The 25,770-nt window shown below is 42.4% G+C and carries 19 protein-coding genes; 14 read left to right on the forward strand and 5 right to left on the reverse strand.

Annotated features, from left to right (window positions below; genetic code table 11):
* The 3 genes from L2755_RS14200 to L2755_RS14210 all read right to left on the reverse strand — a co-directional run.
* A partial coding sequence (locus L2755_RS14200) for a hypothetical protein (protein WP_248981345.1) occupies positions 1-318 on the reverse strand: 318 nt, incomplete at its 3' end.
* Positions 319-416: 98 nt separating this feature from the next.
* The gene (locus tag L2755_RS14205; protein WP_248981387.1) at positions 417-4,694 is read right to left on the reverse strand and encodes an EAL domain-containing protein; all 4,278 of its coding nucleotides are present in this window, start codon (positions 4,692-4,694) and stop codon (positions 417-419) included.
* Between the two features lie 245 nt (positions 4,695-4,939).
* Positions 4,940-7,729, reverse strand: coding sequence for an insulinase family protein (locus tag L2755_RS14210; RefSeq protein ID WP_248981346.1), 2,790 nt, complete (start codon positions 7,727-7,729; stop codon positions 4,940-4,942).
* Between the two features lie 394 nt (positions 7,730-8,123).
* Here L2755_RS14210 and sixA point away from each other — a divergent pair, with 394 nt between their 5' ends.
* Entirely contained in the window at positions 8,124-8,594 is a 471-nt protein-coding gene (gene sixA, locus L2755_RS14215) for a phosphohistidine phosphatase SixA (RefSeq protein ID WP_248981347.1), read from the forward strand.
* Positions 8,595-8,690: 96 nt separating this feature from the next.
* Here the strand turns inward: sixA and smrB are convergent, their stop codons facing one another.
* Entirely contained in the window at positions 8,691-9,221 is a 531-nt protein-coding gene (gene smrB, locus L2755_RS14220) for an endonuclease SmrB (RefSeq protein ID WP_248981348.1), read from the reverse strand.
* Between the two features lie 79 nt (positions 9,222-9,300).
* Between smrB and prmB the strand changes: the two genes are divergently transcribed.
* From prmB to L2755_RS14270, 10 genes are all read left to right on the forward strand, one after another.
* Entirely contained in the window at positions 9,301-10,245 is a 945-nt protein-coding gene (prmB, locus tag L2755_RS14225) for a 50S ribosomal protein L3 N(5)-glutamine methyltransferase (protein WP_248981349.1), read from the forward strand.
* A gap of 110 nt (positions 10,246-10,355) precedes the next feature.
* Positions 10,356-11,450, forward strand: coding sequence for a chorismate synthase (gene aroC, locus L2755_RS14230; RefSeq protein ID WP_248981350.1), 1,095 nt, complete (start codon positions 10,356-10,358; stop codon positions 11,448-11,450).
* Entirely contained in the window at positions 11,450-12,631 is a 1,182-nt protein-coding gene (locus L2755_RS14235; protein WP_248981351.1) for an MFS transporter, read from the forward strand. Before aroC ends, L2755_RS14235 begins: the two co-directional genes overlap by 1 nt.
* A gap of 47 nt (positions 12,632-12,678) precedes the next feature.
* The gene (locus L2755_RS14240; protein ID WP_248981352.1) at positions 12,679-13,803 is read left to right on the forward strand and encodes an ATP-NAD kinase family protein; all 1,125 of its coding nucleotides are present in this window, start codon (positions 12,679-12,681) and stop codon (positions 13,801-13,803) included.
* 84 nt (positions 13,804-13,887) lie between these two features.
* Positions 13,888-14,157, forward strand: a complete 270-nt coding sequence (locus L2755_RS14245; RefSeq protein WP_248981353.1) for a YfcL family protein — start codon at positions 13,888-13,890, stop codon at positions 14,155-14,157.
* Between the two features lie 64 nt (positions 14,158-14,221).
* Entirely contained in the window at positions 14,222-14,749 is a 528-nt protein-coding gene (locus L2755_RS14250) for an RNA methyltransferase (RefSeq protein ID WP_248981354.1), read from the forward strand.
* A gap of 166 nt (positions 14,750-14,915) precedes the next feature.
* Positions 14,916-15,614: a DUF3313 family protein gene (locus L2755_RS14255; protein ID WP_248981355.1), complete on the forward strand. Its 699-nt coding sequence runs from the start codon at positions 14,916-14,918 to the stop codon at positions 15,612-15,614.
* Between the two features lie 259 nt (positions 15,615-15,873).
* A complete protein-coding gene (locus L2755_RS14260) occupies positions 15,874-17,049 on the forward strand; it encodes a hypothetical protein (protein WP_248981356.1) in 1,176 nt (391 codons plus the stop codon).
* 509 nt (positions 17,050-17,558) lie between these two features.
* Positions 17,559-18,536: a transposase gene (locus tag L2755_RS14265; RefSeq protein WP_248981357.1), complete on the forward strand. Its 978-nt coding sequence runs from the start codon at positions 17,559-17,561 to the stop codon at positions 18,534-18,536.
* A 359-nt stretch (positions 18,537-18,895) separates the two neighbouring features.
* Entirely contained in the window at positions 18,896-19,495 is a 600-nt protein-coding gene (locus L2755_RS14270) for a hypothetical protein (protein ID WP_248981358.1), read from the forward strand.
* Positions 19,496-20,144: 649 nt separating this feature from the next.
* On the opposite strand, the gene mnmC1 is transcribed toward L2755_RS14270, so the two are convergent.
* Complete coding sequence (gene mnmC1, locus L2755_RS14275; protein ID WP_248981359.1) at positions 20,145-22,025, reverse strand: FAD-dependent 5-carboxymethylaminomethyl-2-thiouridine(34) oxidoreductase MnmC1; 1,881 nt, start codon at positions 22,023-22,025, stop codon at positions 20,145-20,147.
* Between the two features lie 231 nt (positions 22,026-22,256).
* Here mnmC1 and fabB point away from each other — a divergent pair, with 231 nt between their 5' ends.
* The 3 genes from fabB (at position 22,257) to L2755_RS14290 (ending at position 25,746) form a co-directional block, all read left to right on the forward strand.
* Positions 22,257-23,468 carry a beta-ketoacyl-ACP synthase I gene (fabB, locus tag L2755_RS14280; protein WP_248981360.1) on the forward strand — a complete coding sequence of 404 codons (1,212 nt, stop codon included), beginning with the start codon at positions 22,257-22,259 and terminating at the stop codon, positions 23,466-23,468.
* 128 nt (positions 23,469-23,596) lie between these two features.
* Positions 23,597-24,727, forward strand: coding sequence for a 4-phosphoerythronate dehydrogenase (locus tag L2755_RS14285; RefSeq protein WP_248981361.1), 1,131 nt, complete (start codon positions 23,597-23,599; stop codon positions 24,725-24,727).
* A gap of 2 nt (positions 24,728-24,729) precedes the next feature.
* Positions 24,730-25,746 (forward strand): aspartate-semialdehyde dehydrogenase, encoded by a 1,017-nt coding sequence (locus L2755_RS14290; protein WP_248981362.1) that lies wholly within the window; start codon positions 24,730-24,732, stop codon positions 25,744-25,746.
* Positions 25,747-25,770 lie beyond the last annotated feature (24 nt).

The following is a 25,770-nucleotide window of genomic DNA, read 5'->3' on the forward strand; positions in this document are numbered from 1 at the left end:
CTTCACCTTGATATGCGGGATACCAGCGGTTTGCAGTGGCTTCACCTTGATATGCGGGATACCAGCGGTTTGCAGTGGCTTCACCTTGATATGCGGGATACCAGCGGTTTGTAGCGGCTTTACCTTGATATGCGGGATACCAGCAGTTTGTAGCGGCTTCACCTTGATATGCGGAATGCCAGCTAAACTGATAACTTGTTCTGCGGTATTAGAGATATAAAGATTCAAGTAAGGTTGGTCCGAATTCTCAGATGCCATCGCTGGTATTGAACATGCAATTGCTGCTGTAGTAACTAATCCTTTAATTATCTTTTTCATCTTGAACCTTCTCATTGAGTATTAAATATAAAGTTATATTTTTGACTATTGAGAAGGTATATGCAGGTGTTGTGCCAATGTTTTAAGTGTGTTTTTTTCTAACCATTTTTTATTGAAATAGCTTTTAATGGTTTTGAATTAGTATCGTTGTGTAGCAGTGTTGTAAACTCTGCTTCTGTTACTGCTTTACTAAATATATATCCTTGGATCTCTTCACAATTTAAGGCTCGAAGAATACTCAATTGAGATACATCTTCAACGCCTTCACCAACCACTGAAAGCCCCATATTATGGGCAATAGTGATGATCGAATCGACCATCTTTAAGTCGCGATCAGACTTATCGATATCATCAACAAATGCTTTATCGATTTTAAGCGTATGAATAGGGAAACGTTTTAAATATGATAATGAGGAGTAGCCGGTACCAAAATCATCTAAGGCTAAACTCACCCCCATTTTTGATAATTGCTGCATCACTTTAATGGCTTTTTCGGGTTCTCTGATAACAGTACCTTCGGTTATTTCAAGTTCCAAATTTGCTGCGGGCAGCTGAGTAAGACGTAAAATTGACTCAATTCGCTGTTGCAGATCGGGTAATGCGAACTGTTTTGAGGATAAATTTACGGCCACTCGTCCGTCGAACAGCCCTAATGAGCGCCATTTCTGCGCAGCAAAGCAGGCTTTCTTCAATACAATATCACCAATTTCAACAATCAGACCATTCTCTTCCGCTAGTGGGATAAAGCTATTAGGGGGTATGAGTCCATGCTCAGGATGGTTCAGTCGAACTAGCGCTTCCATGCCCGCCATCTGGCCAGACTTTAAGTTTACCTTCGGCTGGTAGTAAACCTCAAATAGATCATCTTTTATGCCTTCGCGGATCAGGTTTTCAACTTCCAGCTGCCTAATGGCATTTTTGTTCAATGATTCTGAGTAAAACTGGTAACGATTGCCACCACCTGATTTTGCGTGGTACATCGCAATATCGGCTTTTCGAAGTAATGCCTGTTCGTTTTGATCATCTTCAGGATATAAAACGATGCCAATACTAACGCCAACCACGACTTTTTCCGTTGATAATTGAAATGCTGTTTCAAAGGCATGTATGACATTTTTTGCAATGACGGCACTGACGCTAATCTCTGGATTTTTATCAATTAAGATAGCAAACTCATCGCCGCCTAAACGATAGATACTGGTATGGTTTGGCACTGCGGCTTTTATTCGCTCTGACACTAATATCAGTAGTTCATCACCGACTTGGTGGCCTAAAGAGTCATTAATCTTCTTAAAATTATCTAAATCTAAAACCATCAAAGTGTGGTGGGAATCTCTTTTCACTAGGTTACCTAGGGTGACCATCAGGTTTGAGCGGTTTGGCAAATTAGTTAGCAAGTCGTTATTGGTCAGCTTTCTGAGTTCTTCCTCTTGCTGTTTTCGGCGGCTGATATCTGAGAATACTCCGACGTAATGAGATAGCTCACCTTGGTCGTCATATATTGCATCAACGGTCAACTCCATCAAGAAACTGGTGCCGTTACCTCTTGCTGATTCAACTTCGTTACTCCAGCGGCCTTGCTGTTTCAAGATAGAGCGGATCTGATCTGAATAACTATCGGGATATAGGTCAAAATTGAAAAGAGTACCAATAAAGTCCTTCTTGCTTAGCATAGATAGATCGCAGCAAGCTTCATTAACCTCTACGAAATTAAAATTATTATCTAAGATGAACATACCTTCAGAGATATTTTGAATTGCGCGCTCAAATAAGCGTAGTTGTTCTTCTGCTTGTTTGAAATTACTAATATTCTTAATGGTTCCCGTCATACGTAGCGCATTATCATTCTCATCGCGCTCAACAATTTTTGCTCGATCTAAGATCCATACCCAGTCGTCAGATTTACCTTTTACTCGATATGCTGCTTCGAAGTGATCGGTTTCACCGTAAAAATGTTTGTTTAATGCATCACGAACGCGAATTTGGTCCATTGGGTGGATATTACTCTCTTCACCCTCCTGGCCAGAGCGCTGCCCATCTCTTGGGAATTCAAGTGAACCCCAAATGTTAGATCGATAGATTTGACCCGTTTCGATATCCCAATCCCACATTTCATCGCCGCTGCCCCAAAGTGATAACTTTAAGCGTTCTTCGCTTTTTGCTATCTGTCTTTGAATTTCACGTCGCTTTAGTGATGTTTTGATAATAATAATTGAGATAAGTATGGTTAGAATAAAGTAAATTATTTTTGCGAGAAATGATGACCACCAGGGAGGAGTTATCTCAATACTTAAGGTCTTTTCTTTACCGTGTTTACCGGAGACGGGATCAATAGCATAAACAGCAAATTCATAATCACCAGGAGATAAATTTGTGTAAGTCGCAGAGTTTATACCTTCTGAATTAATTAATGCCTCAGAAAGGCCTCGCATCTGGTAGATATAATTTATATCTTGCAGTGGGCTTTTTGGACTATTGAATGTCAATGTAAATGGATAATCAGAGTACTTTAAACGAAGTTTGTCTGTTTTGTCTATTTTGTTTTTAAGCACCCCTCCGCCTGGATGTTCAGGGACATTAAATATCATTAGTTCATTTAATATTACATTTAAAGGTTTTCGCTCGGGTAAATACTTTTTTAGTTTTTTTAGTGAGACAACACTAACCCCAGAAATACCACCGATGTATACGCTGTCATTTCTTTTTAATATAGCATGAGTATTGTACTCATCTTGAATACCTAGTTCTTTCGTTAAAATGTATTGTTCATCATTTTTTTTGTATTTAATAATGATTTCATTAACAGAGGATGCTAAAATCATTTCTTCATTTTGAATTATTGAAAATATAGGGTTGTTGTTGTTATAAATAACTTTTGCTTCATCGCTTTTGTTAGAAATCAATTCTAAGCTAGAACCCGTGCCGAATAATATGTCACCATCAAAAGTATCAATGCTGAGTACCATCTGTTTGGTGTAAAGTGGGGTGACTAAATCATTTGCAAGCTTAAATAGTCCACCTTGAGTAGCGACTAATAAAGTATTACTACTTTCCTTAATGTCGAATACAGGGTTGCCTTCGTCTACAACATATTCTTGAACAAAACCTGTATCGATATAGTATTGCTGAACCATTCCCGAGGCTGAACCAACAAAGATACTACTGCCGTCTTTTTTAGCTTTTGCAATAAAAAATGTACCATTTAGAATGTTTTCTATAACTCCACTATCGATATTTAGAGAGAAAAATCCTTTGGAACTTGCAATATATATATATTTACCAATTTTCACTGCTGATTTTGGGCCTTTAACTTTCGAATCATATTGATTGATAATTTGAAGGTTTTGGTCATAGAGTCGAATAAATGTATCATCGGAAGCTACTATTGATTCAGATGTGCTACTTGATGAAATTGACCAAACATTACCACCAGTTATTATTTTAGTTTTGACTAAATTATTGTTGTCATCAATAATAATAAAGCCTTTATTCTGGTTAAGTATAAAGGTTTTCGTATGTCCTCTAATAATTTGTGGGTGTTCTAAGTTTTTTTCTGATATTTGTAGAACACCCAGGAGTATTGGCTCGTTTATATTGTTTACATTAAAGATGTGGTTGTTTTTTAAAGCAAAGTTCGAATGGGAATTTTCGGCTACACTAATGTAAGGGCTCTTATTAACCTGAAGCAATACATCATCAGTGTATCTATACGTTCCATTGCCTTTAAATATTAACAGTTTATTATCAATAACTTTTATTGACGTTGCATTTTCTGTGACTAAATTAACTCCGTTAGATATTGAATATATCTGTCCTGAGTAATTCCTAATGAACATTTCATTCTGAAAGAATAGTATGTTCTTTACCGTTCCGAAATCTCCAGTATATTTATTTTTTATAGACAATTTCTTATTGTCTAACTCTCGTAGGATATATATTGCATTCTCAGTGCCAATGAAAATGTTATTCTTATATTCTGATATGGTCCATATGGCGTCGTTTATATCAAAACCCAATTTTTTAGAAGATACTATTTTATCTTGTATCGGGTCATATACAGACAAGCCTTTATCGGTACCAACGAACATTGAGCCTGACTTGCTGATGTACAGGCTGCGGATAAAAGCACTGTCTAACTCGTTTCTCTTTGAGGGAAAATAATGGCGGAACTCTTTTCCGTCATATCGATTGAGTCCATTGACCGTTCCAACCCACACGAATCCATCAGCATCTTCGACGATCGATGTAACATTGCTTTGGGATAGGCCTTCAGGAACACCTAGAGATACAGAGTTTAACGTGAATGCAAAAACAGGCTGCATAGACGAGCAGATCAACAATAAAAATAGTGTAAGTTTTAGTAGTGTCTTAGGCATATTTATAATTTTATTTTTAACCAATGTCTTAAGGCAGCAGTATGTAATGTTCACCTTTTCAGAAAGTGAAGTCATTGTCAAAAACCTTCGTGTCTTTTGTCGCTAATTATCATCGTCGGCATCCTTTTCTGTACGATATGTGTTCGTTGAACAAATGACTTCCCTAAACTGTTCAAACATAATGCGTATCTGTTTCAATACAGTAGCCATCAGCGCATTATCATTTATACCTCAATGATAGATGATTAGTAATCAAATTGTTCCGCTTTGAGTTTGAAGGCTCGTAGATCTAAGATCATATTATTGGACTTTAGCGGTGCTTGATCCTGATGGGACTCACCAGTGCTAAACAGGACAAGTCGGTCACAGTGCTTAGTCCGCATCTTCATCATTATGAATTTTATTAAATCAGAGCGAGTTAAGGTCTTTATTTGTTCTACAACACTTTCCCTTTGGTCGAAGGCATAGTCTTTGTTGCCAATACTTGACCAGTAACGTTGACTGCGGGTTTTAAGGTTAGAATCATGCTCCATGACTTGATTAATAAGGCCCATTTTAGTCGATTCCCATTGTTCATTGGTGATTTGCAGTATCGCGTAGGTAAAATCTGCAATGAACTCATCTATCGCTTCTAGTAGAGTTTGTGGTCCAGAGTTAGGCGATTGAATATAAAAAATAATACCAGGGTATCGGTTCAATGGTAGATAACCTGTACCGACCATATAACCTAGTTGTTTTTGCGTTCTAAGCTCGTGAAAGAACGTCGATGACATGGTGTGGTTTAACAGGCTAAACAAGGCCATATTCTCAGGAGTGGCAATATCAGATTGGTAGTAAACAATAATGCCACTGTCTTGATGAGAGGCTGAAACCTCCCTTAATAATGTGCCTTTGTTGGAGAGGTCGATAAGCTCTCTCGACGATTCAGAGCTCGGCGAGGAGACCAAGGATAAAATTCTATTAAGCTTGTGTCCTAGGGCACAAGCTTCACTCTCTAGCCAATCGCCATAAACTAAACCTTCTAAATGTATTTTCTCATAGAAACTTTTAACATGTGCATGTAAGTCTTCTAAGGTTATCTCTTCAAGCAGCTCAGCCATCCTTGCAGGCTCAAAGCTGCGCTTTTGCAGCGTCACGGTCAAACTAGTAAACAACTGAGATATGGGCTTAGCTTGGGTATGATTATACCAGCTACGTAATATCTGCTTTTTTATCAATTCAAAGCGGTTTTGAGTAAAGTTGCGCTCCCGTGCTTTATCTATCACAAGTGAGAGTAGTGCTTGTTGCTTACCGGTAAAACCGGTTAAATGTAAGGTGATGCCACCTTGGTGAGGATATATGTTGTAACTCAGCCCTGCGACTTCTGCTTGATAGGTATATTCGGTGAGGTAATCAAGCAGCATTTCAACGTAAAGTCGGGTTAATGCAGCATGTTTTGCTGATGCTGCAGCTTGAGCTGAGTCCAAAGAAAGATAGAGGTGCCCTTTAGGTACGTTAAATTCATCATCTTTTCTATGCCAAATACGATAGCCAGGTTCCTGGGATACCACTTGTGGTACTGGCCCCTTACTTTTATCAGCTCTTGCGACACAATGGTCGATAATAAACGGATTAGGCGAGGGTAAGCTGAGCTCGCTGCGCACTTTCGGAGTTGACCAGCGACTAATATCTTCCGCTGAAATTTTACGGATCTGATAAGGAGAGTGGTACCAAGCCGCCTGTTTGTCGGTATCTAACTCTGGAGCAATAAGCTGCAAGCGCATATTCGTTGGAGTCATCATTGCTAATAACTGCTGAGTCTCGATAACGTCAAGCCCATCCATGCGGTAATCACCAAAAACCACGTCTTCAATGTCATAATGATGCATATTAATGCTCAAATGACTCGCTAAATCCAGTGCCTTAACTTGTTCTTGGTATTGAAAAGCGACTTTGAGTAAAGCGGCTCTTTCATTGTATCGCCAGTCGCTTAACCCCGCCTCTTTGATTAAGGCTATGTACTCAAAAGCACAATCAATAACGTCTTTAAGGTTATTCAAACCTCGGTCTGTTAGTTGAATACTAATATTATAATCTTTGAAATTGTAGCCATTGACGCCACCGCCAGCCGACAAGTTATTGGCCAAGCCTCGCTCTTTTAAATAGGACAGCAAGCTGCCTTTACCCTCATAGCCGAGAAGATGGCTGATGAAGGTTAAAGGCTTACGCTTATAAAAGCGTTCAAGCGTCGGCAAGGCAAATGTTATCGCCACGCGGCGTTGCTCTTTAAGAGGAACGATGTTTATTTTTGCTTGTATTTGCTCTGATAGGTAAATCGGTGTATCTGGGTACTGGCTGTGGGCTTGCTGATGGCTAATTGCAGCAAAATAATTGTGAGCAAGCTTGGCTAGAACGTCCAAAGAGGAGGGCGCTACAATACATAGTGTCATTATGTTTGCGCAGTACTTCTCTTTATAGAAGCTAACTAACTCCTCCCTTAATATTTGTTGTTCGCCCGCTAATGTTTCTAGATTACCCACGGAAAATTTGGAAAAGGGATGGGCGGGGTTAACCGTTTCTTTTTGTACTTGATAGACGCGTCGAATATCATCTTTTAACTTCATGCTAAATTCTGATTCGATGGCGTGACGCTCGCGATCAACCAGCGCGACATCAAATAATGGGGCGATGAAAAATTGGCTGAAACGGTCGAGAGATTCTTCAAACTGCGCGGCATTGATACTGTAAAAAAAGTTAGTGTGCTCAGTGCCTGTCCAGGCGTTATTGGTTCCACCATGCTGGTTGATAAAAGCAGAATATTCACCTGAATCAGGGAATTTTTCAGTACCAAGAAAAAGCATATGCTCAAGAAAATGCGCCATACCAGGACGAGCAACAGGATCGTCAAAGTGACCTACCGCCACCGCCATAGATGCAGCTGCTTCTGTTGATTGCAGATCTTCAACCAATAGGACCGATAACCCATTTTCTAAGGTGATATGACGGTACTTGCGATGGTCATTGGGACTGGTGAGAACTTTTATGTTTTTTAGCAAAAGCATGGCTCCAATTGATCAACAGCATCTAACCTAGACACTTAACTTTAGTAATCACTTGCCGATAAAGCACGTAAAACACTCAAATTAACATCTTTTACTTGAGTGGATAAACTAGCGTATAAAATGATTCTAGGTTGCTGTAATAACTTAACTTGCCATCATTTCTACTTATCTTCAAACACAAGATCTCTAAACAGAGAAATATTCTATCGTTTGGCTAATTTTGTCTCAATTTGGGTGCTTGCTGAACTGTTTTTGCTGATACATGCTTTAACTGAAAACTCTGACAAGTTGTATTCGACTAATTAATAACAAAAAAACGGTATGTTGCTATCAGGATTCAGACTACAATTAATTAATAAGAATAAAAGGTTGGGAGTAGCAAAGTAGTATGCAGCTATTTTTAATGCGCCACGGCGAAGCAGGCTTTAACGCCCACTCAGATCGCGAACGCACATTAACTGATATTGGTCGCCAGCACACATTGCTAATGAGCAATTGGTTAGGGCAGAGCATTACCGAGTTTGATTTGGTGCTCGTTAGTCCGTATCTACGCGCCCAGCAAAGTTGGCAAGAGATGCATAAGCATTTTCCAGAACCTCGTCATTGGTTAACGTTAGATGATCTTGTACCGGCAGGTGATCCTGCTAAAGCAGCGGAAGCGGTTGTTGCTTACGCTGAACATTTTGAAGCTGAAAATGTACTGGTTTTGGCGCATATGCCACTGTTGGGTTACTTGGTGAGTGAACTGGTATCGGGTGTTGAGCCACCGCTATTTTCTACCTCGGGTGTAACGCTTATTAATAAGCAAGCGACAGAATCATGCATAGAATGGCAATATGCTCCACATATGATTAGTTAGCAGCATTTGGATTTGTTGAATAATGAAAAGTGAGTTTTTTAAAACTCACTTTTTTTGTGTTCGAAACGAATGAAAATACCAATACCGTTGCAACACTTAACGGCGATAGGGTTGGTCACCGATGTCAATGAGTACCAATAATGCCGCGTCACCACCCCATTCTTTCGTGGCTCGATGAAAGGCTTTTATGTGAGGGTGCTGCGCTAACCACATCGGTATATTCTGCTTTAAAATTCCCGTTCCATGGCCGTGCATAATGCAGCAGCAATGGCTCTGTTGCTTAATACAGGCTTGGATTAATGCCGCGAGTTCAAGTTTCGCCTCTGATTGACGTAAACCATGTAGATCTAATAAAAGATCAGGTACGTAGTCACCGCGGCGTAAACGCTTTACCTCAAAGCTATCAACGTCGTCTCTAGCCCACTTCATTGGGCCATTTTCAGGTAGCAGTGGCTGATAGGTATCAGAGAAGTAGCTATCAGCATGTAGCTGTTGCTCTTTCTCTTCAATCACTTTGCGGTCTTTAGCCGTTGATTTAAAGTGGCGTTTGTTTTGCTCAAAAGGTTTCATTCCCTTTGTAAGCTCCGCAAATAGCGCCAAATCATCTTTATCGGTTCTTTTATTCATAAGGGTATTTTATTGAATCCGATGCCATATGAATAGAGTTAAGTTACAATGAGTCGGAATTAAAACGTTGGAGTGAATTTTGGATAAGATTTTTGTTGATGAAGCCGTTACTGAACTACGAACTATCGGTGATATGTTGCGCTGGGGTGTCAGTCGTTTTAATGATGCGAATATATATTACGGACACGGTACCGATAATGCGTGGGACGAAGCAATTGCTTTGGTCTTTCATGCGTTGCATTTACCAGAAGAGCTGGGTCAACAAGTCATTCACTCTAATCTGACTATTAGCGAAAAGCACAAAATTGTTGAGCTAATTATCCGCCGTGTAAGAGAGCGTTTACCCGTCCCATATCTAACTAACAAAGCCATGTTTGCCGGTCTTGAGTTTTATGTTGATGAACGGGTATTAGTGCCTCGTTCGCCAATCGCTGAATTAATCGCTAACCGTTTCAGCCCATGGTTATATAACAAGCAAGTCAATCGGGTAATGGACTTGTGCACCGGTAGTGGTTGTATTGCCATCGCCTGTGCTTATGAATTTGACAACGCTGAAGTCGATGCATTGGATATCAGTGTTGATGCATTAGAAGTGGCGCAGATAAATATTGAGACGCTTGGCGTCATGGACAGAGTCTTTCCGATGGAATCAGACATGTTTTCTGCCATCCCTAAAGGGGCGCACTACGATTTGATCGTATCAAACCCACCTTATGTTGATGCCGAAGATATTGGTGATATGCCAGATGAATTTCATCATGAACCTGAAATAGGGCTAGCGTCTGGCCGCGACGGTTTAGATCTCACTAAGCGTATTCTTGCCAATGCGGCGGATTATCTAACTGAAGACGGCTTACTGGTTGTTGAAGTGGGTAATTCGATGGTGCATTTAATCGAGCAGTTCCCTGATGTGCCATTTACATGGGCTAGTTTTGAGAACGGCGGTGATGGTGTATTTATTCTGACTCGTGATCAAATAGTTGAAAATGAATCACTATTCGCGATCTATAAAGATAGTGAATAATAGCAACTAGCCACAATGCTTATGGTGTTGTGGCAATTTAATTTGTGTACCTACTTTGCATTGATGCGTAGGTACTCGTCTAATTTGCGTAATTGAGGTGTAGAAAGCGGATGTCGGGAAACAGTATTGGGCAAAATTTTGTAGTCACTACCTTTGGTGAGAGTCACGGAGTCGCATTAGGTTGTATTATTGATGGTTGTCCTCCAGGGATTGATTTAAATGAAGCGGATATGCAGCATGATCTTGACCGCCGTCGCCCTGGGACTTCTCGATATACTACTGCTCGCCGCGAGCCTGATGAAGTGCGGATCTTATCTGGTGTGTTTGAAGGTCAAACCACGGGTACTTCAATCGGTCTTTTGATTGAAAACACCGATCAGCGCAGTAAAGATTACTCGAATATTAAAGACTTATTCCGCCCAGGGCATGCCGACTATACCTATCAGCAAAAATATGGTGTAAGAGATTATCGCGGTGGTGGACGCGCGTCTGCTCGTGAAACTGCAATGAGAGTCGCTGCCGGTGCTGTGGCAAAGAAATATCTAAAACAGGTTCACGGTGTAGAGATTAATGCATATTTGTCGCAACTCGGTCCTATTAAGGCTGAAACGGTTGATTTCGGTCAAATTGAAAAAAACGCCTTTTTCTTCCCAGATGCATCAAAGCTAGATGCTTTAGATGAATATATGCGCGACCTTATAAAAAGTGGTGATTCAATTGGCGCCAAAGTCACTGTGGTCGCTACAGGCGTGCCTGTCGGATTAGGTGAGCCAGTTTTTGATCGACTCGACGCTGAAGTTGCCCATGCCTTAATGGGGATCAATGCCGTTAAAGGTGTTGAGATCGGTGATGGTTTTGAAGTGGTTAATCAAAAAGGCTCAGAGCATCGCGATTTAATGTCGCCAGAAGGCTTTGCCTCTAACCATGCTGGTGGCATTTTAGGCGGGATCTCTTCAGGTCAACCTATCGTTGCCCATATCGCAATGAAGCCAACATCTAGCATTAGTGTGCCTGGCGAAAGTATGACAGCGCAGGGAGACTCTGCTGAAGTTATCACTAAAGGCCGGCATGATCCTTGTGTAGGTATTCGTGCCGTACCCATTGCTGAAGCAATGTTAGCCATAGTATTGATGGATCATTTACTTCGTCACCGTGCTCAAAATATGGATGTGAATAGCAGTACACCTGTCATCGGAATGCGTTAATGTTTCAACCTAAAAACACAGAGCAGCAACTGCGCTGGCTCTGTGCTTGTTATTTCTTTTTCTTCTCTATTCTTGGCGTCATGGTGCCTTATTTAGGCGTCTTTTTTGATAGTCGCGGTTTTAATGCCCAAGAGATTGGCTTCTTATTAGCCATCCTCATGGGGACTCGAATTATCGCTCCTAATTTGTGGGCGATAGTGGCAGACAGAACCGGAATGCGCGCAGAGTTAATCAAGATAGGCGCTGGCGCCGCTGCCATTTCTTACCTCAGCTTTTTCTATGATGGTAGCTTGACGTATCTTGCTGTCAGCCTCGCGGTATATACCTTTTTTTGGAATGCTATTTTAGCCCAGTTGGAGGTAATAACGCTCGAAACACTGGGTGATAATGTGACTCGCTATGGTTCGATACGCAGCTGGGGCAGTGTCGGGTATATCGTACTGGTGGTCGGCGGTGGTTTTGCCATTGAGCATTGGGGGCCGCAGATCCTCCCTTATATAGGAATGGGATTGTTTATCGGTATGTTGGCCAGCGCACTGCCACTGCCTGCTAACCGAGCTAAAGTGCAGCGTGATGTTAAGCGTCCACCGTTAGCGTTTAATAAGGCCGTTGTTTGGTTTCTTATTTCAGCGATGTTATTGCAAATGAGCGCTGGACCATTCTATGGCTTTTTTGTCTTATACCTAAAACAAGCCGGGTACACCGAAGCGGTAGCGGGTATTTTTGTTGCATTGGGTGTGGTCGCAGAGATCATCATGTTTATGTATGCACCTCGCCTGCTTGGACGCTTTGGGATAAAGTTTTTACTCTTTATCAGTATTGCGTTAACAGCTGTACGTTGGTTATTACTCGCATTTGGGGTCGACAGTTTATTGTGGCTCAGTTTAAGTCAAATATTGCATGCTTTCACTTTCGGTTTAACCCATGCCGCTTCAATTCAGTTTGTACACAAGCACTTTGATATCAGTCGTCGTAGCCAAGGACAAGCGCTCTATGCCAGCTTAAGTTTTGGTGTTGGTGGTGCATTGGGGACTTGGTTATGCGGGATGATCTGGGGCGATGGCTCTGGCGCCGTTACAACTTGGATATTTGCCGCATTCTGCGCTGTGTTATCAATGATCGCAGTGTTATTTATTCCGTCATCAAAGCGCGAACCGACACCCTTGGTCACTGTGGCTTGAACGGCCAACTCATAGGTAAATAATCGCTTGAATATGGAGCAAATAAAGTGAGCAGGTTTCGTCTTGGTTTAATTATTAATCCTCTTGCGGGATTGGGGGGCAGCGTTGCTTTAAAAGGTAGCGATGGTGTTGCTGAATTAGCACTGGCCAAAGGCGCTGTGCCTAAATCACATTTGCGTATGCAACAAACGTTGCAAGTTATATTGCCTTATAAAGATAGGATTGAGGTGATTACCGCCTCGGGTGACATGGGCGAGTCGTTAGCACGAGAAATGGGCTTTAAAGTGCGCGTTGTTTACCACGCGCCAGCCGATACTGCTGCGCAAGACACGCAACAAGTGGTTGCAGAGCTGTTGAATGAAACGCTCGACCTGCTGTTATTTGCCGGTGGAGATGGCACCGCAAGGGATATCTTCGCCATTGCCGATGACAATATTCCGGTATTAGGTGTGCCAGCGGGGGTAAAAATTCATTCCGGGGTTTATGGCATAACACCACATGCATCAGGGGTTGTGGTCAAGATGTTGCTAGAGGGTGAGTTGGTTAGCCTAATGACTGCTGATGTGATGGATATTGATGAAGCCGCCTTTAGAGCCGGCGTTGTCAAAGCCAAGCGGTTTGGTGAAATGCTGGTCCCCGCTGAGCCACGTTATATTCAAGCCGTTAAAATGGGTGGCAAAGAGACCGACGAACTGGTGCTTGCTGATATTGCTGCAGAAGCGGTTGAACTGATGGAAGATGAGCTGATTATCATTGGTTCTGGCAGCACTGTTGCTGCAGTGATGGAGGAGCTTGGACTCGATAATACCTTGTTAGGTGTTGATCTGGTGCAACATCAACAATTAGTCGCCAGTGATCTGTCGGCAGATGAGTTGCTAAATTTAACTGAAAATCAATCTGTTAAATTATTTATCACGCTAATCGGTGGTCAAGGGCACATCTTAGGCCGGGGGAACCAACAGTTATCCCCCGAGCTCGTAAGGCGAGTGGGTAAACACAATATTGTTATTTTAGCGACAAAAACAAAGTTGAAAGCACTTGAAGGTCGTCCCTTAATTGTGGATAGTGGCGACCCAGAATTAGATAAAGAACTTACTGGCTACTATAAAGTGGTCACGGGTTATCACGATTATGTGATGTACCAGGTCGCGAACCCAGATCTAGTCGAGTAATCACGACTGCAACCACTGAGTCGATTGACCGTTATTAATTGTATGTTGGAATGATTCCAATAGTTTGAGTATGTGGAGCCCTCAATGATAGAGAAGTATGAGCAAACACTTCAAGATTGGATTGAAAGTATTGTTGCTGAAGGTGATGATGACGCCTTATTTGCAAGCGGATACCTGCAAGGCCATTTTGCCGTTGTTTTATCAAAGTTAGAAGTTGAACATGAACAAGGTGCTCAAGCACTAGAATCTAAAATGGTTGAATGTCTGGCGCTTGCAAGAGAAGAGCTTGATGATAACGATTATGCATTGGTCAACGATGCTTGGTTACAGTTAAGCCGTCAGTTAGCTGCTTAAAGTGTTTGGTGTTGTGCCGTGTTCTTAATGCGGCGATTAGTTTTTCGATTGAGTGATTTAGTGTATGAGTAGCGAACGATATAGCGCAATTGGATTAGTTAATCCTAAAAGTCCAACCAATGTGGGTGGCGTAATGCGCGCAGCAGGTTGTTACGAAGCCGATGATGTATTTTATACCGGCAGACGCTATCCATTGGCAGCCAGCAACGGCAATTCACAATATAATACCGATACTCAAGCCGCTAGCGAAACAATAGCGTTAACAGGCGTAGAGTCTTTAATTGACTCGGTTGAAGTAGATGTCAGTATTGTTTGTGTTGATCTAGTGGAAGGTGCAATACCACTGCCAGATTTTCAGCATCCACAAAAAGTATTGTACATTTTTGGCCCCGAAGACGGCACTATTAGCCAGCAAGTTATCAATCGAGCCGATGCTGTTGTTTATGTGCCCACGGTGGGCTGCATGAACCTAGCGGCATCTGTTAATGTGCTGCTTTATGACCGTTTGGCTAAATCCGATTTATCTATTGCTGGCGATGATCTTATTCGGAACAGTAGAGATAACAATAACCGAGTTAAAGTAAAACGTTAGCCAAAAGAGTATTTTAAATTCAATCAAGCCACTGCTAAGTCAGTGGCTTTTTTATGTACTAAGCTTTCAACACCGAGCTGCTCGGGTTTGTTTTAAGTACAACATTGACCTATGCACAAACACTACGCATATTAAACAAGACTAATTTTACTAAAGGACTGATAAAATGGAGCTATTGATTAGGCGTTTTTCGATCTTTCTCATTTTGATTCTCTCGATTGGGTGTGCGACACAAGCACCTACATTGCAAATAGGACCAGAAGCAAAGGTGACCAAGGAGGGCTTGGTCAAAATCGATAACTCGGTGTTAGATCTATCATATGCCAGACCTAATGTAGACTGGTCGAAATATCGAAAGTTGTATTTTGAAGCGGCAACAGTGACCAACGATCATCCTGCTGATTATAAACCACCACGTATTGATCGAAGAACGGATGGCTATAATGCCACCTATGAGCTTCCGGATGAAGCACTCAAAAGAATGTCGACTGAATTTGCCACCATAGTCGCAAGTGTATTCAACGAGGAACAACCGTTTGAACTGGTCGATAAAGCAGGGCCTGATACCTTGGTTATTGAAGTTGCCATAACCGATATTCGTCTGAGCGCCCCCGTTAGTTCATCAAGACGAAACTATAATTCAATGGGCAGAACCTATACCCAAAATTCAGGCTCTATGATGTTGTTTGCAATGATCAAAGATGGTCAGAGCGGAGAGGTGTTAGCAAAAGCTGTTGATCGCGGAGAAAGTTTTGATCAGTGGCGACAAAATGTCGACGTCTTTAACTGGGGTGACGTTAAAACGGTTTACCGTCATTGGATAAATGACTTTAAAAATGCTTTGATGGCAGCAGGAGCTAAATAGCATGGTGATATTTGCAGAGGCTAGATGACATAACAAGAGCCTCTGCCATAAGACCGACCGCAGGTTATGGGAACCACTTCGGTCTAATGCTAAAGCGTTTATGCCCCAATGCGTGTTTCAGGTTCCTCTGGCTTGACCAAGTTTTTGTAATGAAGCAAAGTGAAAGGATTCGAATTGAATGCCTCTGTATCCTTTGATTTCAAAGCTGGGGTCTCCTATTTAAATCCTATTTTATAGTCGAATGGAGCTTCGCTGCGAAATGAAAACTTTAATACCAGTAATCGTCATCATACTTACTGGAGCAATTATGCTGTTCAACCATTTTGACCATCAATCTCATCCAGTAGAGAACAAGGTTGATATAACCGAAATTACTACCCAACATCATGCCGAACAGCCTAAAAAAAGGTTAACAAAGCAGGGCATAAAGGAAACCAAAGAAGCTGCCAAAAAGAGAACTGAGCATAAGCAGCTATCAGAATCGGAAGTTAAAGGTTTGTTGGCGAAGTGCGGTATCGATGCTGAAGTATTGAATAGTAGTCAAGATGAGAGTCCTCAATCAATAGTAGACGGGTTAGTAGAGTCTAGTTTGGCTGAAGAACAACTGGTTTACGCATTATTTTCAGACCCAGCAGATGGTTCCAAGTTAGATAATCTGTATCAATTTAGCCTGAACAATCCTGATGCACCACTACCTCTGATAGCGCTTGTAACTGAGTGCGCAAGCGATATAGAGAATCCAATATGTAATGCAGAGTTGATTGATCGTGCGGCTCTGACCGTTAGAAGTGATGGTTCTTTCTGGTTAGCCGCAACGGCCTATTTCGCCGCTAAAAATGATGATGATCGAGTATATGACGCCATTACAAAATTAGATGAAAGTGCTTACTTTGCTAACAACTATGCCAAACGTATCAAGCTTTTTATGCAGGTAACGGAGAACAATCAATTCGGTCAATTTGGCACCAATTTAGTCAACGCCATTGGTATTGAAGCAGCGATCTCTTTTCCTGTCTCATTTATAGTAACTTGGTGCAAGAATGAAGTGAATGATGCAAAAAAGTCCAGCGCTTGCCTTACACTTGGGCGGAACTTGATAAAAAGGCCTAGTACCCTTTGGAATCAGATGCTTGGCTATGGATTACAAAGTCGTGTTCATGAGGATGAAAACAACGTTAAAGCAGCGGTTGCACTGCAACAGCAAAGCGATGAAATGATGCAAAATGCCCGTTCTAGTAGACCTCCCTATACAGATCTATTCTTGTTTACTAATGAAAAGTTAGCCAAAGGTTGGTTAAGTAACATGGAAACACTCGGCGAGTATGAGGCCGGTAAACGACTCAATGTAGATGTCGAACAACTAGTTCAGAGTGACCGATTTGAGCCTTGCCGAGTTTTATTTGACAGGCCTGTTTCAGAAAGAAGGGAACAATAATTAGGATGCTATGTGCCAAACCACAGAAATAGATCTAATGCAGTTCATGCTTAACTGGTTTGGCTATTAATATTTTTCCTTATGAGCCATTGGTGATTTAGGACTTCGGGACTAAACAACATTTGTCCAAATCTTACTAACTACAATCGTGATGACCAAGTAACCAAAAAGGAGGTCATCATGGTCAAGCTAATCCGTGGGAAACGAAGTGGCGTCAAAAAACCTTTTCGGCTTGAAGAAATTTGGCGTATTCGCACCAGACGAGGGTAAATCGAGCCATCCATAGTTAATTGCACATTTTGCCCGCTCTTACTAAGCTTTAGGTATTGCTGAAGTAGGAGGTTGTTATGCCCCGTCCCAGAAGAACTCAAATTAGTATTGAAGATACGCCTTGGTACCATGCGGTCTCAAGGTGTGTACGTAAAGCAAGAAATCGAGCCATCCATAGTTAATTGCAAATTTTACACCCTCTTACTAAACTTTAGGTATTGCTGAAGTAGGAGGTTGTTATGCCCCGTCCCAGAAGAACTCAAATTAGCATTGAAGATACGCCTTGGTACCATGCCGTCTCGAGGTGCGTACGTAAAGCATGGTTGACCGGAGTCGACCCCAATACAGGGCAATCCTACGAACATCGACGTGATTGGGTTGAGTCTCAGTTGCTTCTACTCGGTGGCATTTTTGCAATTGATATAGCAACTTATGCGGTAATGAGTAACCACCTTCACTTAGTGCTGAGGATTGATATTGAGTTAGCGAATAACTGGACAGATAGAGAGGTCGTTGAGCAGTGGCATCAACTGTTTAAGGGAACTGAGCTAACACAAAGGTTTGCCAAAGGAGAGCTGGTTGAAGAGCGAAATCTATCACAATTAAGACATTCAATTGCACAGTACAGAAGTCGATTAAGCGATATATCTTGGTTTATGAGGTGCTTAAATGAACCTATCGCTCGCATGGCCAACAAAGAAGATAAGTGTACAGGCCGGTTTTGGGAGGGGCGGTTTAAGTCCCAAGCGCTACTGGATGAGGCCGCGGTTCTGACTTGTATGGCTTACGTTGACTTAAACCCTATACGAGCCAAAGTGGCACAAACAGCCGAACAATCAGATTACACCAGTATTCAAGCCCGTATAAAGGCGGCGCTTAATGGTGAGCAGCCCAAGTCCTTGCTGCCCTTTATCGGTAATGAACGGTTGAATCAAGCAAAAGGGATAAACTTCGAACTACGAGATTACCTACAGCTAGTAGACGAAACGGGCAGAATAATGCGTGAAGACAAACGGGGCAGTATCTCAGGCAATTCAGCTAAGATATTAAACCGATTGAATATATCAACGGAAAACTGGATTAAGTTGACCTCCGAATTCGGCAAGATATTCCATGGCCCTGTAGGCACAACCCAAGAGCTTACAAATTACTGCGAACATCTACAGAAACGGCGTCGTCATTTTGCTAGGTGCTGTAAGTATCTAGAAGATGGCTGATAGTCATTAGCTGTACTCGCACTTCCTCCGACTACTTTTTCCTCATGAAAAACTTGAGTTCACAAGCCTTGCCTGAAAATCCCCATTTTCTTATCGAATAGCTGAAATTCACTGCTTTCAGTCCTTAGTCTAAGCCCTTGCCTGATGAGTCGAGCCTATTGAAGCCGCGAGAGTTGAAAGCTTTGGTTTGTAGCGCTATATTGTTGATTTATTGTGGGTGGCTTTGTTTATAATAAACTGTCCGCATTTTTCACTTGTGACCTAATATAATATCGTGCATTTTAGATGTTTAGAGTTGTACTGGTTTAGACTATAGAGTTGGAAAACGCGCATGCGCACTATACAAAGGTTAGGTGTCAATGAAACGTAGCTGGTTTCTTGTGTTCTTTCTGCTGGCGTTGGCTGCTAAGGCCGACGCTGATTCTGGTGCACAATTCGACACTCTTTTGGGGTTTCAGCTTAACCGCTCCGATTTGGGCTTGGTCGAAGCAAAGTTAGGTAGCGCCATTCAGTTTGAGGTGCCGGATGGGCATCATGAGTTTGCGATTTGTTATTTGATAGATGGTGACACAACCATCACTTTTAATTCAGGACATGAGTTCGGTGGTCCTGAACGGGAGTTACTAGGTTTTTCCATAAATTCAGGGAACCCAAATGATTTTCCTTGTGCAGTTTTGCCCACAAGTGAAAGAAATTTATCCCTTGCTGGAATTAGCCTAGACATGAGAAGAAATGAATTTTTGCGAGTTATGGGTATGTCGTTACAAACCAACACTAAAAAAACTGTCAGTCGTATTTTCTCTTCAGTGCGTAAGCTGACGCCCGCAGAGCTTACTCAAATCACGGGTAAACCTTGGTCAGAGGGCCTTTCAACTACTGATGTAACCATGGGTGTTGTAGGACATTTTGAAAATGATGTAATGGTTGCTTTCAGTGCACATCGGGTAGAGACATTTTGACACCTAACCAGTTGAAACCGTCGGACGTCAAAAGCACTGTGCGCTTTCGCCGCCGTTCAAGATGTTATACATAAATGGAGTTAGCCTAGCCAGTGAGTACAAAAAAAATCATATTGCGAACTCTGGGTGTAATAATTGGTATTGCATTTATAGCTATGGGGACTTTAATGTTGGTGGTACCCGTATACGATACGTTTACAGAGAAATTAAGCATTGTGTCTCAGATATTACTTGGTATTGTTTTTATTTTGTATGGCGTAACAGGAACAGACTCTCTTAATAGTTATATTAAACGCTTCATGTCTAAGTAATTATGTATAACAGATAAGGATAGACCGCGCGAAGCCGCGTCCTTATCCCTGTAGTGGTACTCAGAGTTTAGTCATTTAATAAGAGGTCTTGCACTACAGTTTCCCTTACTGCTACAGATCCTAACCATACTAATTGTAATGTGCACCGTAAAATCTAAAGCTTTAACTCTCGTTTACGTCCAGAAACGAGTTATATATCGCTTGTTACCGGTGAGGTCCTAGAATGCAGTAAGGAGACGATAGTCCTCGCTAGCATCAATACAGCATCCACACCTTTACCAATCCTAGATATAAAAACCATTCGAAAATGTTGAACCTGCATTGCGGCTAGCGCTATTTTACTCTGAGCCACTCTCTATGGCTTTGCCCTTAAGCAGCTTTCGCAGCCACATTCTGTTTGGATTTAAAAGTGCGATAAAGTCAGTGCTGAGTGGCATTATTTCACCACAGATCTGCGCTGCAAGTGCTTCAGCGGCTAACGGACCTGAACTTAAGCCTCGTGAGCCTAACCCACCTAGTATATATAACCCCTTATGCACGGGTGCTGGGGTATTTTGCCAGTACTTTCTGCTGGCGGGAGTGAGTTGATGTGCTTCATAACGTGACAGCATTGCCTCTAGATCGGGAGCCGGCCCCATCATAGGTGCGTGGTCACGGGTTACCATTCGAACGCCCACTCGGGCACTGTGCTTGGAAATGTCGATATCATGATTCCAATCTTTATTTAAATAACTATCTTGAATTTTGTGCAGGTTATCCAGCTGTTCTTGCGGGCTATAGTCTAAGTTGGCGGCATCTTTGACATAACTTGCGCCTAAGCAATGTAAGGCATTGTTCATCGGGGTCATATAGCCATGAGCACACAAAACCGTACTGAGCTTTGATAATTTCGCTCTTGTTGGCGCATGGCTGACTTGGCCTCGAAACCCAGTCACTTGTAGGTGCTTCGTTTGCTCGAATCGGGTAAGTGATTTACCGTTGGCGACGACGACTGTTTTGTAAGGGCCTAAACGTTGTCCATTGCTGACTAGGAACCAGCCTTCTTGGCTATTTTCAAGCGCGGTTATCTGGGTGTTTAACTGAATCATTACGTCTGATAACTGACGTGCCTGCTCAAATGATGCTTTGGTGAGATCTTGCGGCGCCAGCCAACCGCCCAATGGATAGAATATCCCAGCTTCATCAATCTCGATGCTTGCCAGTTGACTGGATTGCTTGGCAGTCACTGCGTGTGCAATGTCGGCATGCCAATGGTGGCCGTTAATGATCTTCTGTACTCGTTTTCGACTGCGCTCATCATGACCGGTATGTAGCACCCCGCAAAGGTCAAAATCGATTACATGCTTTTGACTTGCAAGCGAAGTTAAACGATGCAGACTAAACAGATAGGCCTGCTGAAAATATTGGCTGAGGGTATTATTATCAGGTGTCAGCAGCGGATATATCGCCCCTTGTCGATTGCCGGATGCTGCTTGGGCAAGATCACCATCTTCGCAAAATACAGTGACTTTCTGTTTACGTTCGGCCAGCGATAACACTAAACTTGCACTGGCAATACCGCCACCAATAACAGCTATTTCGCCAGAGTTTACCGCTGCATGGATCGGGTAGGGGGCTTGTTGAGTTAATTGCTGCGCTCTTAGGGCATGGCGTTCCATCAAAGGCACAGCATCTGCAATCGCTGATGCTAACTGAGCAAAACCAACCGACTGGCTAAGTTGCAGCAGTTGCTGCTGAACGTCTGCTGTCAGCTTAGCTGAGATCACACAATCACAGCTATCTTCGCTGTGTTTGGCCATTTGCCAGAATAATGCTTGGCTAATGTAGCGCGGATCAACCTCAGCAGTACAAATCCACTGCATAATTAAGTTGGTGTTGCCTAGGGGGATCTGCCGTAACTGCTGCTCATAATCCCCAAGATGAAAGTCAATGATTAAGCCACCCTGGTTTAATTTGACACGTTGACAGCCTTCAATAGCAACGAGATGAGTTTCAGGCGGGATCTGCAAGACGTCTTTAAACAATTGTGATGCAAATAGTTGTTCAATCCGCTCATCTATCATGCTAAATATTTTGACTGTTAGCTGGGAGTTCGATGCTGATTGTTGTTCAACAAGCTCAATGATGCCGTTTACAGCATCTAGTCCGAGCATAGCAATAGTGATGTCATGAGTGTTTTTAGCGGTTACGTTGGATTGAATAATTTTACTCACTGTCATGGTTACGTCTTTAATGTTAAATTAAACCCTCATAAAAACAGGGTAGAGTTTGCAGAGCTTGGATTAAATTGTACATTTTAATCATGTAATGTAGGCAAGGATTTTACTCAATGTCCCATATTAGACATTATTTTTGCGTTCTTCATGGAAAGCTGACCACTTTAACGGAATAAAAGCGATACCATTGGCATAGCAAAGTGGGTACTACCTGTACAGAATGGATAGTTAATAATGAAAAGAGTCGTGATCACCGGACTTGGCATTGTCTCAAGCATCGGTAACAACAAGCAAGAAGTCACTGAATCATTGAAAGCTGGTCGTAGTGGTATTACTCACTCCGACGAGTTTGAAGAAATGAAGCTGCGTAGCCATGTTTGGGGCGATATCAAGTTAGATCCTAAAGATCACATTGATCGTAAAGCACTTCGCTTTATGGGCAATGCCGCAGCATACGCTTATATCGCTATGGCAGAAGCGATTGAGGATGCGGGTTTAACTGAAGAACAATATTCAGATCCTCGGGTCGGTATTATAGCGGGTACGGGTGGAGCATCTTCAGCCAACCAAGTACAGGCTGCCGATATTTTGCGAGAAAAAGGCGTGAGGCGCGTTGGGCCGTATATTGTGCCGCGTATCATGTCGAGCACAGCAAGTGCTTGCCTTGCAACACCATTCAAAATTAAAGGCATGAACTACTCAATTAGTTCCGCTTGTGCCACTAGCGCACACTGTATTGGCCATGCGGCTGAGCTTATCCAAATGGGTAAGCAAGATATGGTGTTTGCGGGTGGTTCTGAAGAGGTCGACTGGACGTTGACTATGGGCTTCGACGCGATGGGTGCATTGTCTACTAAGTACAATGACAATCCAGAGAAAGCGTCACGCACCTATGATGCTGACCGAGATGGTTTTGTTATCTCTGGTGGCGGCGGAATCGTTGTCGTTGAAGAGCTAGAGCATGCACTTGCACGTGGTGCAAAAATCTACGCTGAAATTGTTGGTTATGGCGCATCGTCAGATGGCTATGACATGGTTGCTCCATCAGGTGAGGGCGCTGTACGTTGTATGCAGATGGCTTTAGCCGATGTTGATACTCCAATTGATTATATCAACACACACGGCACTTCAACGCCAGTAGGTGATATGCGTGAGCTTGAAGCGTTACGTGAAACCTTTGGTGATGACTTACCGCCAATCGCATCCACTAAATCGCTAACTGGTCATGCTTTAGGTGCCGCTGGCGCTCATGAAGCGATCTACAGCTTGATTATGATGGAAAACAGCTTCATCGCACCAAGTATCAATATCGATACGGTAGATGAAAAAGCAGCGGGTATGCCGATTGTCACTAAAATGACAGAGCAAGTGCTCAACACTGTAATGAGCAATAGCTTTGGTTTTGGTGGCACTAATGCCACCTTGGTTATGCGCAAGTATAAGTAAGCCAAGTGTTGTCATCGAAAAAGGAAGCTTAGGCTTCCTTTTTTTGTGTCTGTATTTTATGTACTAAGGTCTGAGCATCTTGCTAGAATAGCTAGTTTACGGATTCTGTACACGTTTTAGGGACCATTATGAAGATTATTGCCGATGAAAACATGCCTTATGTTCAACAATTGTTTGGCGATTTAGGCTCCATAGAAACCGTGAATGGCCGAGAGTTAACAGCAGAGCAAGTTAGCAGTGCAGACGTGCTACTCGTGCGTTCAGTGACCCAAGTGAATCAAGCATTACTGCAAGGCAATAACCAGCTTAAGTTTGTGGGTAGCGCAACCATTGGCACTGACCATATTGATTTAGACTATTTAGCCCGCCGTAATATTCCATTCTCTAATGCTCCAGGCTGCAATGCGACTGCTGTTGGGGAGTTCGCCTTTATTGCCATGCTTGAACTCGCTCAACGCTTTAATAGTCCTTTAAAAGGAAAAGTGGTCGGTATCGTTGGCGCAGGCAATACCGGTACTGCAGTGGCAAAATGCCTAGCAGCCTATGGGATTGAGGTGCTGCTTTGCGATCCTGTACTAGAAGCCAAAGGCGACCCTCGTAATTTCGTTTCGTTAAACACCTTAATCGATAAATGCGATGTGATTAGTTTGCATGTGCCTATTACCAAAACGGGTCAGCATAAGACATGGTACCTTTTCGATGAAAGCCGCTTAAAGAGTCTACGTGAGAACACCTGGCTAGTTAACTGTTGCCGCGGCGAGGTCATTGATAATCGTGCTTTGATTAAGTTTAAACAGCAACGAGAAGACATCAAAATTGTCCTCGATGTATGGGAGGGGGAACCTAACCCCATGCCAGAGTTAGTGCCTTATATAGAGTTTTGTACACCGCACATTGCAGGCTACTCATTAGAGGGTAAAGCGCGTGGAACCTACATGCTTTATCAGCAGTTGGCTAACGTGTTAAACATCGAAGCTACCAATAAAATGGATAGCTTGTTACCCGTATTGTGGAGTGAGCAAGTTTCTGTGACTGAAATCGCCAGCGAAAGAGCGTTATTACAGTTGGCCAGATTTGTATATGATTTGCGCGATGATGATGCGTTATTCAGAAAAAACTTTCTTAATAACCATGGGTTTGATCATATGAGAAAAAATCACAAGCATAGACGTGAATTTAGCGCATTAAAGGTAGGCAATATAGGCCAAACTAATGTAAATTGGTTATCCAAATTAGGCTTTTCAGGAATCGAGTTGTAATTATGTCGCAGGAATTTAATGTTGTCGTATTAGGTGCATCGGGCGCAGTGGGTCAAGCAATGATTGAGATCCTCGAAGAGCGCAATTTTCCGATCGCAAATTTTTACCCTCTAGCCAGCAGTCGTAGTGCCGGTAATACGGTCAGCTTCCGTGGTAAACAGGTTGAGATTTTAGACGTGGATACCTTTGACTGGTCGCAAGCTCAAATTGGCTTCTTCTCCGCTGGTGGTGATGTATCTGAAAAATGGGCGCCCATTGCTGCAGAGCAGGGCTGCGTTGTTATCGACAACACCTCTCATTTTAGATATGACATCGATGTGCCACTGGTTATCCCAGAAGTGAATCCAGAAGCCATAGCCGACTTTAGAAATCGCAATATTATTGCCAATCCTAACTGTTCGACCATTCAAATGTTGGTCGCACTTAAACCCATTCATGATGCTTTTGGGATCTCGCGCATTAATGTCGCCACATACCAGTCTGTTTCAGGTTCAGGTAAAAAGTCAGTCGAAGAGTTAGCAACGCAGTGTTCTAAATTGCTTCAAGGTCTACCTATTGAACCCAAAACCTATTCAAAGCAAATTGCGTTTAACGTATTGCCGCAAATTGATAAGTTTATGGATAATGGTTACACCAAAGAAGAGATGAAGATGGTGTGGGAAACACAAAAAATCTTCGGTGACGAAAATATTTTAGTAAACCCAACTGCTGTACGTGTACCGGTATTTTATGGTCACTCAGAAGCGATTCATCTAGAAACATTACAACCTGTTGATGCTGAAGATGTTAAAGCTGTGTTGAGAGGTGCTGCTGGCGTTGAGTTGTTCGAGTCTGATGAAGATTACCCGACGGCAATCACTGACGGCACGGGGACTGATCTTGTCTATGTTGGTCGAGTTAGAAAAGATATTTCTCACGACAATGGCATAAACCTTTGGGTTGTCTCTGATAATATTCGTAAAGGTGCGGCCTTAAACAGTGTTCAAATAGCTGAAGTCTTGATCCGAGATTATTATTAATTAGATTTTGCATTGAGCATAATC

The sequence above is a fragment of the Shewanella abyssi genome (genome assembly GCF_023284025.1).
Taxonomy (GTDB): Bacteria; Pseudomonadota; Gammaproteobacteria; order Enterobacterales; family Shewanellaceae; genus Shewanella; species Shewanella abyssi.

Coding starts and splice junctions, on each gene's coding strand:
- L2755_RS14205 (WP_248981387.1), bottom strand. CDS start 4,694: ATGCCTAAGACACTACTAAAACTTACACTATTTTTATTGTTGATCTGC.
- sixA (WP_248981347.1), top strand. CDS start 8,124: ATGCAGCTATTTTTAATGCGCCACGGCGAAGCAGGCTTTAACGCCCAC.
- smrB (WP_248981348.1), bottom strand. CDS start 9,221: ATGAATAAAAGAACCGATAAAGATGATTTGGCGCTATTTGCGGAGCTT.
- aroC (WP_248981350.1), top strand. CDS start 10,356: ATGTCGGGAAACAGTATTGGGCAAAATTTTGTAGTCACTACCTTTGGT.
- L2755_RS14235 (WP_248981351.1), top strand. CDS start 11,450: ATGTTTCAACCTAAAAACACAGAGCAGCAACTGCGCTGGCTCTGTGCT.
- L2755_RS14245 (WP_248981353.1), top strand. CDS start 13,888: ATGATAGAGAAGTATGAGCAAACACTTCAAGATTGGATTGAAAGTATT.
- L2755_RS14250 (WP_248981354.1), top strand. CDS start 14,222: ATGAGTAGCGAACGATATAGCGCAATTGGATTAGTTAATCCTAAAAGT.
- L2755_RS14255 (WP_248981355.1), top strand. CDS start 14,916: ATGGAGCTATTGATTAGGCGTTTTTCGATCTTTCTCATTTTGATTCTC.
- L2755_RS14260 (WP_248981356.1), top strand. CDS start 15,874: ATGAAAACTTTAATACCAGTAATCGTCATCATACTTACTGGAGCAATT.
- L2755_RS14265 (WP_248981357.1), top strand. CDS start 17,559: ATGCCCCGTCCCAGAAGAACTCAAATTAGCATTGAAGATACGCCTTGG.
- L2755_RS14270 (WP_248981358.1), top strand. CDS start 18,896: ATGAAACGTAGCTGGTTTCTTGTGTTCTTTCTGCTGGCGTTGGCTGCT.
- mnmC1 (WP_248981359.1), bottom strand. CDS start 22,025: ATGACAGTGAGTAAAATTATTCAATCCAACGTAACCGCTAAAAACACT.
- fabB (WP_248981360.1), top strand. CDS start 22,257: ATGAAAAGAGTCGTGATCACCGGACTTGGCATTGTCTCAAGCATCGGT.
- L2755_RS14285 (WP_248981361.1), top strand. CDS start 23,597: ATGAAGATTATTGCCGATGAAAACATGCCTTATGTTCAACAATTGTTT.
- L2755_RS14290 (WP_248981362.1), top strand. CDS start 24,730: ATGTCGCAGGAATTTAATGTTGTCGTATTAGGTGCATCGGGCGCAGTG.